The 16,909-nt window shown below is 49.5% G+C and carries 14 protein-coding genes; 6 read left to right on the forward strand and 8 right to left on the reverse strand.

Annotated features, from left to right (window positions below; all coding sequences use genetic code 11):
* The first annotated feature begins 15 nt into the window (after nucleotides 1-15).
* A complete protein-coding gene (locus B153_RS0125610; RefSeq protein ID WP_157634855.1) occupies nucleotides 16-537 on the forward strand; it encodes a hypothetical protein in 522 nt (173 codons plus the stop codon).
* Nucleotides 538-576: 39 nt separating this feature from the next.
* On the opposite strand, the gene B153_RS0125615 is transcribed toward B153_RS0125610, so the two are convergent.
* Complete coding sequence (locus B153_RS0125615; RefSeq protein WP_020599606.1) at nucleotides 577-1,746, reverse strand: exo-beta-N-acetylmuramidase NamZ family protein; 1,170 nt, start codon at nucleotides 1,744-1,746, stop codon at nucleotides 577-579.
* Nucleotides 1,747-1,950: 204 nt separating this feature from the next.
* Here B153_RS0125615 and B153_RS0125620 point away from each other — a divergent pair, with 204 nt between their 5' ends.
* Nucleotides 1,951-2,430, forward strand: a complete 480-nt coding sequence (locus B153_RS0125620) for an ankyrin repeat domain-containing protein (protein ID WP_020599607.1) — start codon at nucleotides 1,951-1,953, stop codon at nucleotides 2,428-2,430.
* Between the two features lie 121 nt (nucleotides 2,431-2,551).
* Here B153_RS0125620 and B153_RS0125625 read toward each other — a convergent pair whose 3' ends face one another.
* The 7 genes from B153_RS0125625 to B153_RS0125655 all read right to left on the reverse strand — a co-directional run bounded on the left by B153_RS0125625 (nucleotide 2,552) and on the right by B153_RS0125655 (nucleotide 9,794).
* Entirely contained in the window at nucleotides 2,552-3,268 is a 717-nt protein-coding gene (locus tag B153_RS0125625; RefSeq protein ID WP_026262453.1) for an SDR family oxidoreductase, read from the reverse strand.
* A gap of 123 nt (nucleotides 3,269-3,391) precedes the next feature.
* Nucleotides 3,392-4,045: a hypothetical protein gene (locus tag B153_RS0125630; protein WP_040762048.1), complete on the reverse strand. Its 654-nt coding sequence runs from the start codon at nucleotides 4,043-4,045 to the stop codon at nucleotides 3,392-3,394.
* A 46-nt stretch (nucleotides 4,046-4,091) separates the two neighbouring features.
* Nucleotides 4,092-4,427 carry a translation initiation factor gene (locus B153_RS0125635; RefSeq protein WP_020599610.1) on the reverse strand — a complete coding sequence of 112 codons (336 nt, stop codon included), beginning with the start codon at nucleotides 4,425-4,427 and terminating at the stop codon, nucleotides 4,092-4,094.
* Nucleotides 4,428-4,516: 89 nt separating this feature from the next.
* Nucleotides 4,517-5,299: a LytR/AlgR family response regulator transcription factor gene (locus B153_RS0125640; protein ID WP_020599611.1), complete on the reverse strand. Its 783-nt coding sequence runs from the start codon at nucleotides 5,297-5,299 to the stop codon at nucleotides 4,517-4,519.
* Nucleotides 5,300-5,311: 12 nt separating this feature from the next.
* The gene (locus B153_RS0125645) at nucleotides 5,312-6,787 is read right to left on the reverse strand and encodes a pentapeptide repeat-containing protein (protein ID WP_020599612.1); all 1,476 of its coding nucleotides are present in this window, start codon (nucleotides 6,785-6,787) and stop codon (nucleotides 5,312-5,314) included.
* Between the two features lie 88 nt (nucleotides 6,788-6,875).
* Nucleotides 6,876-7,526, reverse strand: a complete 651-nt coding sequence (locus B153_RS0125650) for a hypothetical protein (protein WP_020599613.1) — start codon at nucleotides 7,524-7,526, stop codon at nucleotides 6,876-6,878.
* Between the two features lie 102 nt (nucleotides 7,527-7,628).
* Complete coding sequence (locus B153_RS0125655) at nucleotides 7,629-9,794, reverse strand: TonB-dependent receptor (RefSeq protein ID WP_020599614.1); 2,166 nt, start codon at nucleotides 9,792-9,794, stop codon at nucleotides 7,629-7,631.
* Between the two features lie 237 nt (nucleotides 9,795-10,031).
* Here B153_RS0125655 and B153_RS0125660 point away from each other — a divergent pair, with 237 nt between their 5' ends.
* From B153_RS0125660 to B153_RS0125675, 4 genes are all read left to right on the forward strand, one after another.
* The gene (locus tag B153_RS0125660) at nucleotides 10,032-10,607 is read left to right on the forward strand and encodes a GNAT family N-acetyltransferase (protein ID WP_051097348.1); all 576 of its coding nucleotides are present in this window, start codon (nucleotides 10,032-10,034) and stop codon (nucleotides 10,605-10,607) included.
* A gap of 118 nt (nucleotides 10,608-10,725) precedes the next feature.
* Complete coding sequence (cmk, locus tag B153_RS0125665; RefSeq protein ID WP_020599616.1) at nucleotides 10,726-11,442, forward strand: (d)CMP kinase; 717 nt, start codon at nucleotides 10,726-10,728, stop codon at nucleotides 11,440-11,442.
* Nucleotides 11,443-11,523: 81 nt separating this feature from the next.
* Nucleotides 11,524-12,591 (forward strand): NAD(P)/FAD-dependent oxidoreductase, encoded by a 1,068-nt coding sequence (locus tag B153_RS0125670; RefSeq protein ID WP_020599617.1) that lies wholly within the window; start codon nucleotides 11,524-11,526, stop codon nucleotides 12,589-12,591.
* 111 nt (nucleotides 12,592-12,702) lie between these two features.
* A complete protein-coding gene (locus B153_RS0125675) occupies nucleotides 12,703-15,963 on the forward strand; it encodes a hypothetical protein (RefSeq protein ID WP_020599618.1) in 3,261 nt (1,086 codons plus the stop codon).
* Nucleotides 15,964-16,909 lie beyond the last annotated feature (946 nt).

Here is a 16,909-nt window from a genome sequence, read left to right on the forward strand (position 1 = left end):
TTAGTTCGAAAAGCGATGATGCTCTTGATAGACGGAATGTATAAGGGAGGGCACTATGAAAATGTGACTCATTGGGTTCAGAGCTATGAATCTGCATTCGAACGATTAACTCAACTGGTGGCAAATCAGTGGACGCTGACGACGATCCTGCTGGTCGACAATGGCGACTGTATGTATTTACCTGCTGAAGCGTTTGACGGACAACCGATTCAGATTCATATTGAGACTTTGCAGCAGGAATGGACTCAACTGCTATCGGCTAAGCCCTGTATGCAAGCTAGATCGGGCGAGTTACGGCTCAGGGATTGGTATTTGCAACTGGATGAATACTATGCCGATCTGCTCGATCATTTAAAGAAAATGATCGTTTTGCTGGAAAGCCGGAAAGTAAAGGTATCGATGAGCCGAAATGAACGCTTGAAAGAAGCCCTGAGTCGTGGCTGCGATTACCGCCTTGAACTAAACAAAAAGCTGTTCATCCAAACCCAAAAGGACCGCCAAAAAAACCACCAACGATTACAGAAGCTAGTGAAATAACTAATCGGCAAACGACTGATTCCGTGACTAAACGAGGGCTTAATACAACAGAAAAGGCTTCATCGTTTCGGTCCACCCATCACAGGCTGTTACGGTTCGACAGGTTTCCTGAAATGAAGCAAAGGGTTGCTCAAATAGCCGTTCCGAGTCAGCCAGGCCTAGCAGTTTGTCCAGGTGGAGCGTTCCCGTCGGGTTCACATAAGTAGGGTAGGGTGCCCAGCTAAACTCACCGGGATGGTGGTCATAAACGAGCTTGATAAAGAGCATACCTGCCCCGACGGCCTCAAAGGCCACATCATCCGTAACGTGAAACATCAGGCCCTGGCATAATTCACCCGCATATTTGCCGCTTTGGGGCGTAAACGTCAGAGCACGTGCTACGACTCCCGGAATAGCCAACTGCTTAAATCGATCCGTTAGCGTATATGCGTCCAGCCAGGGAGAGCCAGCAATCTGAAATGGAGTCGCCGTTCCACGGCCTTCACTCAGATTGGTAGCTTCCAGTAAGCCCAGACCCGGATAGAGTAAAACGGCTTCTGAATGGGCCATTGCTGGGGAGGTCGGTACAAATGAAGGTTGCCAGTCGCGGCTAAAATGGACCCGTTGCCAACCTTCGGCCTTCACTATAGTAAGCCGTAAATCTGGCAAACGCTGGTGCTGCCAGTAGCGGGCCAATTCACCGAATGTGCAGGAGTGCCGTAGTGGAATGGCCCATCGGCCAATGAAAGATGAACAGGTCGTTTCGTCGAGCATAGGCCCTTCAGCCCGATCCATACGTCCAGAGAGCGGATTCGGGCGGTCGAGCAAAATCAATGGCTTGTTGTGCAGCGAACAGGCTTCCATAACGTGTGTAAGCGTCCACAGATAGGTATAAAACCGACAACCAATGTCGGGCAAATCCACGATAACCGCGTCAGCATCGGCCAGGTCATCAGCCGAAGGCTGGAGCTTTGCACCGTATAAACTGACGATCGGAAGGCCTGTCAGCGGGTCGATTCCATTAGACATGGGCCTGCCATCTTCACCAATCGAATCCAGCCCATGTTCGGGCGAGAATAGTTTATAAACTGGAAAACCTGCAGAAAGTAGGGCCTGTCGGGAAGGAATATAGGTTGCCGTGGTGGCTGCCTGATTGGTAACGAGGGCCAGCCGTTTAGGCAGGAAAGTGGCTGCCTGTTCTAAAAAATGATCGATGCCAAAGCGAACCATAAAGTGGAGGAGAAGGCTACTGGCCGAAAGTTCAGAACTTTCAGTCGGTTTACAAGCTTTGGTTCGGATTACACAGGCTGCTTCTGAATTCAGGTATTTGCTGCGTTTAGCCTTAGTTTTCAGAACAAACCGATTGTCATCCCGTGTTTATCTCATGAACAAAATTGGGCAGACGTTCAATCTCCATCTAAACGCTCATTCACTATGTCAAACCAAGCTACCCGGCCTGAAGATCTGCTATTTGAGGCCGCTCGCAACGGCGATGCTCGTTATCTGAATCAACTCATTGATAATGGTGTTGACGTGAACATTCGGAACGATCAGGGTTTTACGCCATTAATTCTGGCTACATACAGTGGTCATTTAGAAGCCATTCGGGTTTTGCTGGATGCCAATGCCGACGTGAACGGGCAGGATGTAAGCGGCAACACAGCCCTGATGGGCGTTTCATTTAAAGGCTATCCTGAGGTAGCCCGGTCATTAATTGAGAGTGGGGCCAATTTGAATGCACAGAATGTCAACGGGAGTACTGCCCTGATGTTTGCGGTTCTCTTCGGACGTAATGAGCTGGCCAGGCTTTTACTTGAACATGGTGCCGATGCCTCTATTCAGGATGGCCGGGGATTGACGGCCCGTGACCTGGCGATTCAGAAGGGGAATGAAGAGGCTTTGCAGTGGTTATAAAGGAATAGTCATGAATAGGCATTGGTTGCTATTCAGTTATCATTTATCGTGAAATGGATGGATTGAACTGACCACGATGAATGACAACCAATGCCTATTGATGACAACGAATACCCATTAGCTATTTCCCACCCGGCCGGGTGGGGCGCACTTCGATTTTGCTGGGCAGTGTACGAGCGGGCATTTTGATCAGGTCCGAAACAATCTGACCAATATCTTCCGGCTGAATTTTCCAGGCATCTTTTTCACTGGGCTGGTGGTCGTTGAAGTACGTAGCCACCGAACCCGGCATGATGGTCGATACCTTGATACCTTCGGTTCGCAGATCGAGCATAACCGCCTGCGTAAACCCAACCAGCCCGAATTTACTGGCGTTGTAAGCGGCCCCTTTTTCGAAGAAATTCGTACCGGCCAGACTGGCAATTGTGATGAAATACCCTTCCGACTTTTTCAGCGCGTCGAGGGTCGCTTTGGCGGTATAAAAAACGCCCGTCAGGTTGATGTCGATGGTTTCGTGCCACTGTTCGGGGGTAAGTTCCTGAATGGATGCAAAGTGGCCTACACCCGCATTGGCGATCACATAATCCAGGCGCCCCCAGGTTTGTAAGATGTTGTCGACGGCCCGTTGTTGCGAGGCTAAATCCCGTACGTCGGCCCCGAGACCCAATGCAGAACCGGGGTTGATTTCATTCAGTTTGCTGGCGGCCAGTTCGGCGGCTACTGATGAGCGGCTGGTAATGGCCACCCGGATACCTTCTTTAACGAGTACTTCGGCAATGCCATAGCCAATGCCTTTTGAGCCACCTGTAATAAGCGCGGTTTTGATATTATCTGCCATGAGGACTTGGAACGGAATGGTTTCTGTTTCGCCCATAACCCCGAAGCGAGTGGAAAGGTTTTTAGGCGGCTAGATTTCCCTGAAGCCAATTGAGCGCGCATTTGTTGAACCCTCTGGTCTGATTTATCGTGAAAGAAACCGATAATTTAGCGTACCGATTCCCTGCATACCCGGCCAGAATTTGTCCCAGTTGGTGAGGCCGATGCCGGGTTGATAGGTCATGAAATTGGCAAAGAGCAGGTAATCCGTCCGTTTGCTTAAGCCAATGAATTTCTGGAGGCCGAGGTCCAGATTCCAGTGTGGTGAAAACCGGATGTTCAAAGCGGCCGTTACGCCCAGTCCCGTTACAAATCCCTTTGCCGATTGGGTGGAATAAATAGCCTGCCCGCTTGGAAATGAACGAATGGTAGCCTCCTGGTCATACTGAGAGCCAATCAGCAACAGACCAACGGGTAGTCCAATCCGGGCGGTGGGTTTGCCCATTCGGATGGCATCGATTCGGGCACCAACTTTGGCCGAAGCTCCCGACGTATTAAGGGTACTGAAGCCACAATCGCAGAGATAGCCAGAGGGGGAGCGACTGGCGTGATTCTGGTAGGTATACCCGGCACTGGCCACCAACGCCCAACGGTCCAGGTTGGGGCTCCAGGCGGTGGTAAACTCGACCGATCGGCCTGGCAGGACGGCCAGATTGGTACCGATTTGCCCTTGCCAGGATTGTGCACAGAGAATACCCGAACTGGCGAATAACAGCAGTGTCAATAGAGTGTGTTTCATGGAGGAGGTTGTGTGGAAGAAGGTGATCAGTAGGCCGCGTGGCTAATCAACCACCTGCTTTTTTCGCTTTGTAGCCTTTGCCAGTGAGCCAGGCCAGTACTTTGTCGCGATGGTCGCCCTGAATCAGAATTTCGTCGTCTTTAGTAGAGCCTCCCGAACCACAGGTGGTCTTGAGCTGTTTGCCCAAATCGGCTAAATCAGCCGTACTGCCAATGAACCCCCGGATGGCTGTTACCACTTTGTTACCACCTAGTTTGACCAGCCAGATTTTCAGGTTTTGCTGTGCAGCAGGTAGCGTTTCGGCCTCCGCTGGTTCGTCGGATTCGTAGTGAAAATCTGGATTGGTAGAATAAATAATTCCCGACCTGTTCTTCTTACTCATGGGCATTGCCTGTTTAAAAGCAAAGCTACATCTTTATACGTAACTACGCCCGTCTGCGATCAAATCACAAAGGCTGTAAACGTTGAATTTTATAACTCCATTAACTGCCGAACGGCATCGCCATAGGTACTTCCACTGGTAAGTTTCGTTCCTTTTCGGTCGTTCATGGCTAGTACAAATTTGCCGTCGAAATGCCGATGGATTTCCCCAATCTTATGCCGATTTACCATGACCGATCGGCTGATGCGTACGAATGTATCGGGTAGCTTTTCGTTGAGGATGGTAAGGGTATAGCTAGTCAGGTATTTCTGGCTGTCGAGGGTGACGAGGAAAACGTATTTGTCTTCGGCTTCAAAGTAGGCAATATCCGAAAGCGGGATCAGGATGATTTTTTCACCTGTTTTCACTGAAATCGAGTAAATCTCCTTCTTCGGTTGCATCTGCGCCAGCAGTCGCATAACGCTATCGGTCATGGGATTGCTTATAGGCTGGCTGGCCTCGTTTCGCTCAACCAGATTACGGATTTTCTGGGCGGTTCGGGTGAGCCGCTCCGCTTCAATGGGCTTGAGGAGGTAGTCGACGGAGTTTTCTTCAAAAGCGCGAATGGCGTATTGATTGAAGGCCGTGGCAAATACCACCATCGGTACTGTGGTTACCTTCGCGAGCATTTCGAACCCATTTAACAGGGGCATTTCGATGTCCAGAAATATAATATCTGGTTGTTCGGCTTCAATCAGGGTTAGCCCCTCGGCTCCGTTGGAGGCTTCGCCAATAATCTCGAACGTGTCGCGGTGTTTATCAAGTAGTCGACGTAAACGACTGATAGCCAGTGCTTCGTCGTCGATTAGGATTGTTTTTAAAGGAAATGTCATACATCGTTGAGGTTATAAGTCGGAGGTTACGGCGGTATCGGTACTGCGGATTTTGTCCATACTAATCGAGATCAATACCTGTTTAAGCGGCCAGTTTTGTAGTTCCACGCGGGCCTCGCTACCATACAGTAGTTTTAGTTTATCCTGAATGCTGCGAAGTCCATAACCACCGTCCATGTTGTCGGGAAACGAGGGGCCATTGTCGTGTACGCATAAGTGCAACTCACGGGCTTTTTCATAGATTCGAACGTCGATCCGGCCCGAATCGGCTCGTTTGGCAATGCCGTGTTTGATTGCATTTTCGACAATAGGCTGCAACAGGAACTGCGGTAATTTCAGGTCGTTCAGCGCAGGGTCCGACACTTCGACACTGAACGCGAGCCGATTACCAAACCGGACCTGCTCTACCTGGAGGTAGGTACGAACCATCTCCAGTTCATCGGCCAGGGTGGCGTACAACTCACCATTACGTCCGGTCGAATACCGGAACAGTTTAGACAGCAGCAGGGTCATTTCTTCGGCCTTGTCGGGGTCTTCGTGGACCAGACTGGCAATGCTGTTGAGGGCATTATACAGAAAATGCGGATTGATTTTGGCCTGGAGTGCATCTAATTCGGCACGGGTTTTCAGTTTTTCCAGATTCAGTAACTGAAATTCCTGCTCCGAAAGCTTACGCGTTAGTTGTCGGCCCTGTTGGAGCACGTACAAAAATAGGTTGGCAATCAGCAGATCGCCCATCACATAGATGTACCAGGGGGCTGTTTGCCCGATACCCTCCGGGCGCTTCAGGAGTATTTCAATATGCGGACGGCCCAGAAGCTCATAGAGCCCCATATTGATGACCATGAAACTACAAATGATAACCAGACTCATGAATACGTGCCGGACCCAGATGGCCGAAAACTGACTGATGAGCCAGCCCGAAAGTGCCCAGGTGAGCAAATAGGTGATTGCCCCATCCGTCAGGTTCTGAACAACCAGAAACCGATACAGGCCAACCATATTCGGGTCCTGCGTGGTCAGGATCAGATTGGTGAAGTAGATGATGGCGTTCGATCCATAAATCAGCAACGCCCCCAGCATCATCCCGATCAACGTACCCCAGCCCGGTTTTTGCAAAATGGTAGTAAGGGTAATTGGCTCCGAGCGAACCTCCGATTTTGTACGGTATTTGCTCCGACCCGAAAAGTTGAATGTAGCGCCTTCAACATTGGCTCCGGTCAGGTTGACTTCTTCTAGCGAGCTGAAATTCAGATTGGCTTCGTACAGATCAGCGTCGGTAAAGTCGGCACCTTCCAGGTTTGAAAAACTTAGATTAGCCTGGCGGAGAATAGCGCCCCGAAAATTAGCCCGGCCAAGGTTTGAAAAACTTAGGTCGGCCTGGGTCAGATCAAGCCCGCTAAAGTCGAAATGTTCCAGATCGGAACCCATCATATTGACCCGTCGGCCATTTTTGCCAATCGTACCAATGAGTTGTTCGCGCGTCATTTTCTTAGTTTACGGTTTATGGTCTTCAGATTCCCGTTCGTAGCTGGTTGGAGGACCAACAAAAAGCGGAAACCTATAAACGGAAGACTTATTTACACTTGGCTAATAGCGGTTCGATTTGCTTTTGACCCCAGTTGGGCGATAGGTCGCTGGCTGGCTTAAATGTAGTAAATTTTTCGGCGGCCTGTTTCAACACGGGGCAGGCCGTCGTGGGGCCCCCTCCAAACTGCTCGGGGGTGTACATCAGCGAAGTTCCTTCCAGTACATAAGGCCGGGGGTTAGCGGCATTCAGGCTTTTGGCCTTTTCAATACCGGCCTGGGCCAGAGGGCCGTACTGTTGCCAGCGATTCATGGGGTCGACCACCATCCGCGACTGGGCAATATAGGCTTTCAGAACGGCCAGCTCGTCGTTGTCAGGTGCGAGAGCTTCGGCTGCTTTCAGATGTGCATCGGCCTGATCCAGGTACTTATCTTTGGCCGCTTCGTCTTTTCCTGTAAAGCCCAGATAAACGTATACCAAACCGGCGTAATAGCGAGGGAGCCACTCTTTGGTTTCGACACTGGCAATTCGCTCAAACTGGTTGGCTATAGCCTGTAAATCAGCCGCTGACGTTTGCAGGGTTTGCGTTTGCAGATTACCGATTGCCTGGCTCATGGCCTGTTTGTATTGATCCGACTGCGCCCATACCGGAGCGACTGTGCCGAGTGTACTGATCAGGAGAATGACGAGGGTTTTCATAGGGTTTATCGTTAGGAGAGCCAAGTTCCAGGTTGACCCTATCTGTGAAGTTATGTGAATGGTCAGCCTGGAACGAGCCGCAGGAGCGGGCTGACCGATGCATTACAAATCCTTGACGTTGACTTTCGCTTTTCGGGATAGCATAATCATACCGCCTACAAAGAAGCTTCGATACGATTGGGGGCCTACAGCGTACCGCGTTTTGCCGTCGGGGGTATAGCGATAGGTATATACATTATGTGTGTTCAGGATATTATCGGCCGATGCATACAGCACGACCAGGTTTTTATGGATTCGGGTGATGTGGCTGGCCGAAAAACTCAGGTTATTGACCATCGGCGTTCGGTCGGCCAGGAAGGTTTCGCTGTTGGGGTTGTAATAGGGGCGACCGCTACTGATGGTATAGGTCAGGCCGATGTTCGTACTGATTTTCTCGAAATACCGCTTGCCAATCAGGCTGATGTTGTGGGTCGAAATAAAGGTTGGTGTAGCGGTTACTGAAAACTGCTGAAACAGACGCTTCGAGTCGACATAGCTGTAGGTAACCCAGTAGTCCAGCCCGTTTATGGTTTTCTGATCCCGCCAGAAGATGTCGAATCCCTGTGCGTAGCCATTGCCCGAATTGTCGGTTTGGCCAATGGGAAAACGGTACGGGTTGGCATCGTAGGGCTGGCCCGTGAACTCCCGCACCAACTCGGCGTAGTTTTTATAGAAGGTTTCAATTCGGAAGGTACGTTTGTTTCTGATAATCTGGTAGTTCAGGATTAGGTGGTCGGCCCGCTCGTAGGTCAGAGTCCGGTTCAGATAGAGGTATCGATAGTCGGGTGTTTGGTAAAATTGCCCGTAGGCTAATGAAACCTGGCTGTAGAGTCCGGTTTTATAGGCCATCGACAGGCGAGGGGCCAGGTTGAATCGATCAATGACCGAGGAATACTCTCCCCGAAGGCCAAGCTGAATAGCCAGGTTGCGGCCCAGATACGTTTGCGACTCTACGAACAGTGCTGCGTAGTTGTCGTGAAGGGCATAGCGTGTACCCATGACCGTATTCCGAAGCGTAACCCGGCTGGCTTCTGTGCCGAACAGAAATGAATTATTTCGTGGCAGCAATCGCGTCAGAACGGCTCGTCCCTGCAATCGTTCGCTGGATCGGCCAAAATCATAGGCATCGAAAGTGGTGGCATCCGTATCGTAGCTGTACGACAGCCCTGAGTAGAGTAACCATCGGCCATCGGCCCAGCTATCGGTATAGGTGCTGGTGGTGAAAAAGTTGGTGTTCTGCTGATTGAAAGCCGTTTTTCCGGCATCGCTCGATGGGTCAATGAAGTTTATGCCGAGCTGGCTGGCCGAATACATCCCGTAGAATTTGAGCATGCCGGTCTTGCTGGGGCGAAGCCGATGGGTGAGTGACGTACCTGCAAATTCGGGTACCTTTGTCCAGTCGATATTTTGCCGGACCAGCGTAAACAGGGGTTTCAGGTTGCCGTAGTAAGCCGTAGCCGAAATGGATGACTTATCCGCGCGGTCTGTATGATCGTAGCTTAATCCGGTATTCGCCAGATTTACGCTGAGGCCAAGCCCTTCGTTCTGCGTTTTATCGGTTGTGTTCAGGAGCAGGACCGACGAAAGAGCCTGCCCATACTGGGCCGAATAACCACCCGTACTGAATGAAGTGCCTTTGAACATAAACGGCTGAAACCGTCCCCGCGACTGCACGTCGGGCATGGAACTGAAATAGGGGTTCTGCACGATCATACCATCGATAACGACTTTGGCCTCTTCCCCCGATCCACCTCGAACAAACAGGCCCGTTTGTTCGCCTACCCGCTGCGTACCGGGCAGTAAGTTCATGGCCGCTGTTATGTCGGCATTGGCTCCGGCTGTTGTGACAATATCCATCGGTTTCAACATGGTCATGCGTTTCTCATCTGAGGCCTCAAACGAGCCCGCTGTAATGACTACCGTGTTGAGCTCGTTTGCTGCTTCCTGAAGCCGTATGATTAATGGTGTCGATTTATCAAGGGTCAATTTCTGGCTAAAAGATTCATAGCCTATATATGATACAAGCAGGGTTGCCGTATCGCTTCGCAGGGTAGTAAATTGGAAGGTGCCCGTACTATCGGTATTGCCACCGTCGTAAGTGCCTCTAAGAAAGACGTTGGCACCGGGCAGAGCGTGTCCTTTCTGGTCCAGTACACGACCCGTCAGTTTTATCTGTGCCGTTGCGGCCGAGGAGAGGAGTAGTCCGACGAGGAAGTAAACGGGTTTCATCACGTTTCAATGGTTCGGTGGCTGTTTGAGTAAACCAAAGCTATTGCCTCACAGAACCGTATTTGCTCATTTTCTGACGAATCGCGGAAGGAGTGGAGTGAAATAGGGTAGGGGCATGATGAACTGGTTGGGTACTGATAGCCAGCCAGATCGGAAACTTACTTTGTTAAAAGCCAGTTTTAGGCGATAAACATTTGGTAATATGCGTAGTTAGTGACGTAATTTACCTTTACACCTGTGACTCCGTCAACTACTACTTTGATTTGCTTCCCCCTTTCTATCGGTCAGTTGCGTCCCTGGCGTGAGGGCGATGAAGATTCATTGATTCACCACGCCAGCAATCGACACATCTGGAACAATGTACGCGATTTTTTTCCGTACCCGTACACCCCCCGCGATGCCCATTCCTGGATACGCTCCAACAAATCGTACCAGCAACCCAGCAATATGGCCATCGAAATCAATGGACAGGCCGTTGGGAACATCGGGTTTACGGTAAAAGATGATATCTATCGCTACAATGCCGAAATCGGTTACTGGATCAGCGAGGATTACTGGGGGCGGGGAGTGATGTCGGAAGCCGTACCGATCATGACCAACTACATCTTTCAGAACTTTCAGGTAAACCGCATCTTCGCCTGTGTACTGGAAGGAAATATTGGTTCCATGCGGGTGCTCGAACATGCCGGGTATCGACACGAGGCCATCCATCGGAAAGCAGTCGTTAAAAATAATCAATACCTGGACGAGCACATTTTTGCGATCCTCCGATCTGAGCACAAGCAGTTACATGCCACAGAGGGTAATAAGTAACTTGCAATACACCAATATTTGATTGGATTATAGTAGCTATTGCTAAAAACTTGCTTAACTATACGCCATTTTTGTGGTTATTTTGTAGGACTATTGCCGCTTCGGCGGACAACCATTCATGCCGAAGATCGTTATTGCCATTGACGGATATTCGAGCTGCGGGAAAAGCACAACCGCTAAAGCTGTAGCGGCCCGTATGGGCTACGGATATATTGATACCGGCGCCATGTATCGCGCTGTGAGCCTCTATTTTATTCAGGAGAAAGTGTCTCTTTCCAGCCATCGGGATATACTGATGGCCCTGGAAAATATTCACATCGCCTTCAAGTTTAACTCGCGTACGGGTAAGAACGAAACCTGCCTGAACGGATTGAATGTGGAAGATGAAATTCGCAAGATGTACATCTCCAATATCGTCAGCGAAGTTAGTGCGATCCCTGAGGTACGATGGGCCATGGTAGCCCAGCAACAGCAAATGGGACGCCGACGTGGTGTGGTCATGGATGGTCGTGATATTGGCACCAAGGTTTTTCCCGATGCAGAGGTAAAAGTATTTATGACGGCCGATACTTACACGCGGGCCAGACGCCGTCAGCAGGAGCTACTGGCTAAAGGTGAGCTTGTAAATCTGGACGATATCATCAGCAACCTGGAGAAACGAGACCACATCGATACCACACGGGCCGAAAGCCCGCTCGTTCAGGCCCCCGATGCCATGCTGCTGGATACTTCCTACATGACGATCGAAGAGCAGGTGGACTGGGTAATCGAACTGGCCGATCGGCGTCTGGCCGAACTACATCGCAAGCGGGCCAATAAGGTACTGGTGAAATAAGCTTACAAAGAAGAAAAGAAGAAAGAGGGGAGAAACGATGATTTTCTTCCCTTTCTTCTTTTCCTTGCTGCCTGAAAAATTATGAACGTTGATTTTTTAATCGTAGGCCAGGGGGTGGCTGGCTCGGCTCTGGCCTGGACACTCGACCAGCGTGGCTGTTCGGTCGTACTGGCCGATGATCCGGCTTTACCAATGGCATCGACAGTGGCGGCCGGGATCGTAAACCCACTCACGGGCCGTAAGCTAGTTCGCACCTGGAAAGCCGATGAATTGTTTCCGTTCCTACATACATTTTACACCCAAATCGAAAAAGACCTGGGTGTAAGATTTTTTCAGGCTAAAAATATCTATCGCCCTTTTCGATCTCTGGATGAAAAAACAGCGTATCTGGCCTACGTCAGTGATCCTGAGATTCAGCCATATATAGAGAAACTGGTTGACGATGAGGCATATAGCCCAGCCATACATAACCCGTTTGGAGGTATCGAAGTGACGCAGGGCGGGTGGCTGGATTTAACTGAGTTTGTCAGAATTGTTAAAGGGTATTTTATAAAAAAAAATCAATACTTCGAAGGGCGTATCTTGCCCGATGATCTGACAATCAGTGATGATAAAGTTGAGTGGCAGGGCCTGACTATCGGTAAAGTTATATTTTGTGATGGTGTTCAAGCCCGCGAGAATCCGTTATTTGACTGGCTTCCGTACAATCCCGTGAAAGGACAGGTTCTGACTGCGGTTGTGGAGAATTACTCTATTAAGAATATAGTCAATCAAGGTGTATTTATTTTGCCGGTTCGGGAGGGGCTGCTTAAAATTGGGGCTACCTATACCTGGCATGACCTGGATTGGCAAACAACCGCCGATGGTCGCGAGTTTTTAGAATCGAAAGTTCAACAGATTTTAAAAGTACCTTATACAGTAGTAGCGCAACAGGCAGGTATTCGACCGTCAACGAAAGATCGCCGTCCGTTTGTCGGGTTGCATCCCATGCACCCTTCGGTTGGTATCTTTGGTGGGATGGGAACCAAAGGGGTATCACTCGCACCTTATCTGGCTGAGCAATTTGCCCGGCACTTATTAGATGGAGAAGATTTAGAGCCCGAAGCGAATATTAGCCGTTGTGTTTCGTTATTATCGAGAAGTGAATAACTTAGTAGTTAGGAGCGAAGCGTGAGGAGTGAGCAGGCTGACGTACCCCAGAAATTGGCATCGGCATGCTCACTTCGCGCTTCGCTTCCAACTCCTGATTGCTAAACACGTATGCGAAATCAGTACATTTTGTTGTTGGGTCTGTGGCTGGGTGGACTTAGCGTAGCAACGGCGCAAAACTATCCATCGCTTGAACGATTCGGGAAAAACCGAATTCAATATCGAGACTTCGAGTGGAAAATTATCCGTACCTCCAATTTTGAGATTTATCACTATCAGGATGGGACGCAGATTGCCAATCTGACAGCACAATATGCCGAGTCGGAGTTCGATCGAATTACCGAGTTGCTGGGGTACACACCTTACAATCGGGTTAAGATATTCCTCTTCAATTCACCCGCCGAGCTTACTCAAAGTAATATCGGCCTGAATGCGCAGAGCGGTCTCAACAGCCGTGAGCAAAACCTGTCGAAATCCCGGATTGAACTGGCATTTACGGGCGATCAAATCAGCTTTCGGAAACAGATCATACACGATGTGGCCATGTTGTTCGTGTACGACATGCTTTATGGGGGTAGTCTGAAAGATGCCTTACAAAGTTCATTGCTACTGACCCTGCCCGACTGGTTCATGCCTGGGATTGCCTCGTACATTGCCGAAGGGAACAGCCTGGAACTGGATGATTATATGCGGGATGTGTCGCTGACTCGTCCGGTCCGAAAACCCTCGTTGCTGGCTGGGGCCGATGCCGAGCGAGTGGGTCATTCGATCTGGAATTACATTGTACAACGATACGGCCGGGATAATGTGTCAAATATTCTGAACCTGACCCGTATTATTCGTAACGAACAAAACAGTATTTCCAGCACGCTGGGGATTCCTTACAGCCGGTTTCTGCGCGAATGGCGTGAATACTATGCGGGTATGGCCAATGCTTTTGCTCAGTCAAATACGCTGACAACGGATGGCTTTGAGTTTAATGTGGGTTCTACCGACGACAAGACCTCATTGGTAAGTCTGAAGTTAAGTCCTGATAAACAGTTTATTGCCTATTCGGTGCTGCGGGATGGGAAGTTTCATGTAGAGGTTGTGAATACGGCAAACCGCAAACACACAACGGTATTGTCGGGCGGGTATCGGCTCGATGGCGAGTTGATTCGTGCCAATACGCCACTGGTTGCCTGGCAACGGGACAATAACCTGCTAATCATTACCGATGAATTAGGTGAAACAAACCTATACCAGTACAGTGGTTTTGAAAAGCGTCCTAAACGCCAGTTTAAGCGGAAAGTGAACGGCTTGTCGCAGGTAGTCTGGATGGATGCTTCGGAAGATGGCGGAAGCCTGATTTTGAGTGCGGATCGAAAAGGGCAAAATGATCTGTTTTTGTATAGCATCAACCGAGGCTCGTATCAGCAACTGACCAACGATCTATACGACGACTTATATCCGGCATTTATTGGCCGTACAGCGCGGCAGGTAGTGTTCAGTTCCAACCGTCGGGACGATACACTGGGGGTCGACAAAGGGTCGTATAAAACCATTCGTGATCAGATGGTGCTATTCTCCCACGAAGGCAGTGCCCGCGACCTATCGGTATCCCGGCTTACTGATTCGCTCTATCATGCTACTCAACCCATACCCGCCAACGAATCGACGATCTACTTCCTGAATGATGTCAATGGCATTCGGAATCTGTATAAGTTACAGACGGAAGGTGGTTCGGTGTCGCCCTTAACGGCTTTTCCGCAAAGCATCCGGCTGTATGATCTGATTCCATCGAACGGCGGGTTTGTGTACAGCAGCCTGAAAAACGGCCGTGAATTCATTGGTTTTCGTTCGCAACTTAATCTGAATCAGTCGGTTGCTTCGACGCCTACCCAGCGGAGTGCGGCTATCGCCCGAACCATGGGCACTCGGCTTGGGCAGCCTAAAACGGATACAACAGCTCAGCCAAAGCCGGTTGTAACGGATTCTGCTAAGATCAGCCAGGGGCAAGCTACCACGAATACAGGGTCGAAACTGGCTTTAGAGCCGGGTGAAGTCGATACCGACAATTACCAGTTCGATCCTGACGTGCTGAAAGCGGCTGAGTACCGCCAGCGTCGTTCCATAACTGGCGCGTCGCCCACTATAACCACGACCTTGCCCCGTAACCGTCGTCGGGAGAATATCACCATACGCGGACCGTTTGACTATAAAGGAACATTCGGCATTAACGAAGCGCCATCGAGCTGGCGGATTGACCCCATCAAAGGGTTTGGGTATGCACAGGACGTAACCCTGACCGACTTGCTGGAAAACCATGTACTTCGGGCAGGTGGTTTTATTAGTCTGACCAACACGTTGCGCAACAGTGAGTTGTTTGCTGAGTATACCAATCTTACCCATCGGATCGACTATGGAGCGCGGATCGACCGGCAAACTCTGTTTATTGACGGAGCGGGTTTGTTGCAGAAGTATCGCTATAATCGCTTTGCCGTATCGGCGTCTTATCCGATCTCAGTCAATAGTCGGTTTACTGTATCGCCTTTCTATGCCATCACCCGGTTGATCGACCTGTCGTCGTTTGCCGAGCCAGACCATGTATCCGATTATGCCGGTTTGCGCGGAGAGTTTGTCTTCGATAACTCGAAGGTGAATGGTATGAATATGGTCGAAGGCACTCGGATGAAGCTGCGGTACGAAGAATATGCGGGCTTACGGTCGTCGTCGGAGGGCTTCCGAAGGTTATCATTTGATTTAAGACATTATCAGAAAATCCATCGCGATCTGATCCTGGCGGCTCGTTTTGCCTTTAGTCAATCAGGAGGAGCGTCGCCGAAGAAAGCCACCTTAGGGGGAATGGAAAACTGGATTGGTCCTAATCCGAAAGAGCCCGTCTCGTCGAACCCGCTGTTAATCCCGAATACCGAACGTAACGTTGTGCCTTCCGATTATCGGGATGTGTTCTTTTTAGATTTTGCGGCTCCCTTGCGGGGTTTCCGTCAGGGTAAACTGACGGGGAACAGTTATATGCTGTTCAACGCTGAACTTCGTCTCCCGTTGGTTCGGTATTTATACCGGGGTAATATAACCTCCAACTTCCTTCGCAATTTACAGTTAGTTGCGTTTACGGATATTGGAACAGCCTGGACGGGGAGCGGGCCATTTAGCCAGCAGAATAGCCTGAACACCGAGATTGTAGGTGGAGGGAGCATCCCGTTCAGAGCTATAGTTACCAACTTTAAAAATCCATTCCTGATTGGGTATGGCGCTGGTGTGAGAACCATGATTTTTGGCTACTTCGTAAAATTTGATTATGCCTGGGGGCTGGAAGATAAGACCGTGGGTAAACCAATTGCCTACCTCACCCTCGGCTATGACTTTTAAGGGTTGAGCCGTCATCCTTTCAAAACACAAAAAGCCACGCTAGCGTGGCTTTTTGTGTTTTGAAAGGATAGCATATGTTGCGTTTAATAAATAAATAGCGTTCAATTCCGTATTTAGGCACATAGTTTGATATGTAACGGATAGCGTATAACGGCAACATAAGTATTCGTTTAGGCTTATTGCTATATTTTTTGATAGCCTAAATCGTAATTGTTGGTAACAACTTGCTTCTTACAAATAAATAAAGAAAGTACAGAAGTATACAATGTAGTTGGCATAGTTTTCGCTAAGCCCTTTCGGCCCCACCGTATCCTACAGTCGTAGAATAAAAGGTTTTCATGCTAACCACTTAAGCATAGGTATTTCTTAAAAAGTCTCTAAAAGTTGGGTTTTTGGCGATTATTGATTGGATGGGCCAAAACGAAACGGTGGTTTGGCATAGTTTTAGTTAATTTTTAAGAAGCTATTGAGTCTGATTTCTCCGGCTAATGACCCGTTGCTTTTTCCACGGGTCTATCTGAATACGATCAGGCTCTCTGAGATCATTCCAAATTAAGTTGCAAATGGAAGAAATGTCTACGCTACACACAGAACATACCGATCGCTTTGCGCCTACAGTCCATTGTGGGCGGTTGCCGAAGCGATACCAGTCAGTTAATGCCCCTCTCGGAAAGATAGGCTTGATTGGAACTGTAATCACCTATCTCTGGCAATGGTATGACCAGGCCATGCAGGTCTTCCAAATGACCTTGTTTTCGCAAGGAAAAACGAGTAGTTCGGCTGCAGTGAATTTCGCATTCAGGCAAGCAGACAGTAGGCAGGGATTTAGTGGATTTGACCGTGAACCGCCCAACATCATCGACTCTGGGCCACCCGGTTATGGTATCCACACTAGTTCAAATGCTTTTTATTTTCTTGTTCGCCAACCAATGAATGAGCAACCTCT

Source organism: Spirosoma panaciterrae DSM 21099 (genome assembly GCF_000374025.1).
Taxonomy (GTDB): Bacteria; Bacteroidota; Bacteroidia; order Cytophagales; family Spirosomataceae; genus Spirosoma; species Spirosoma panaciterrae.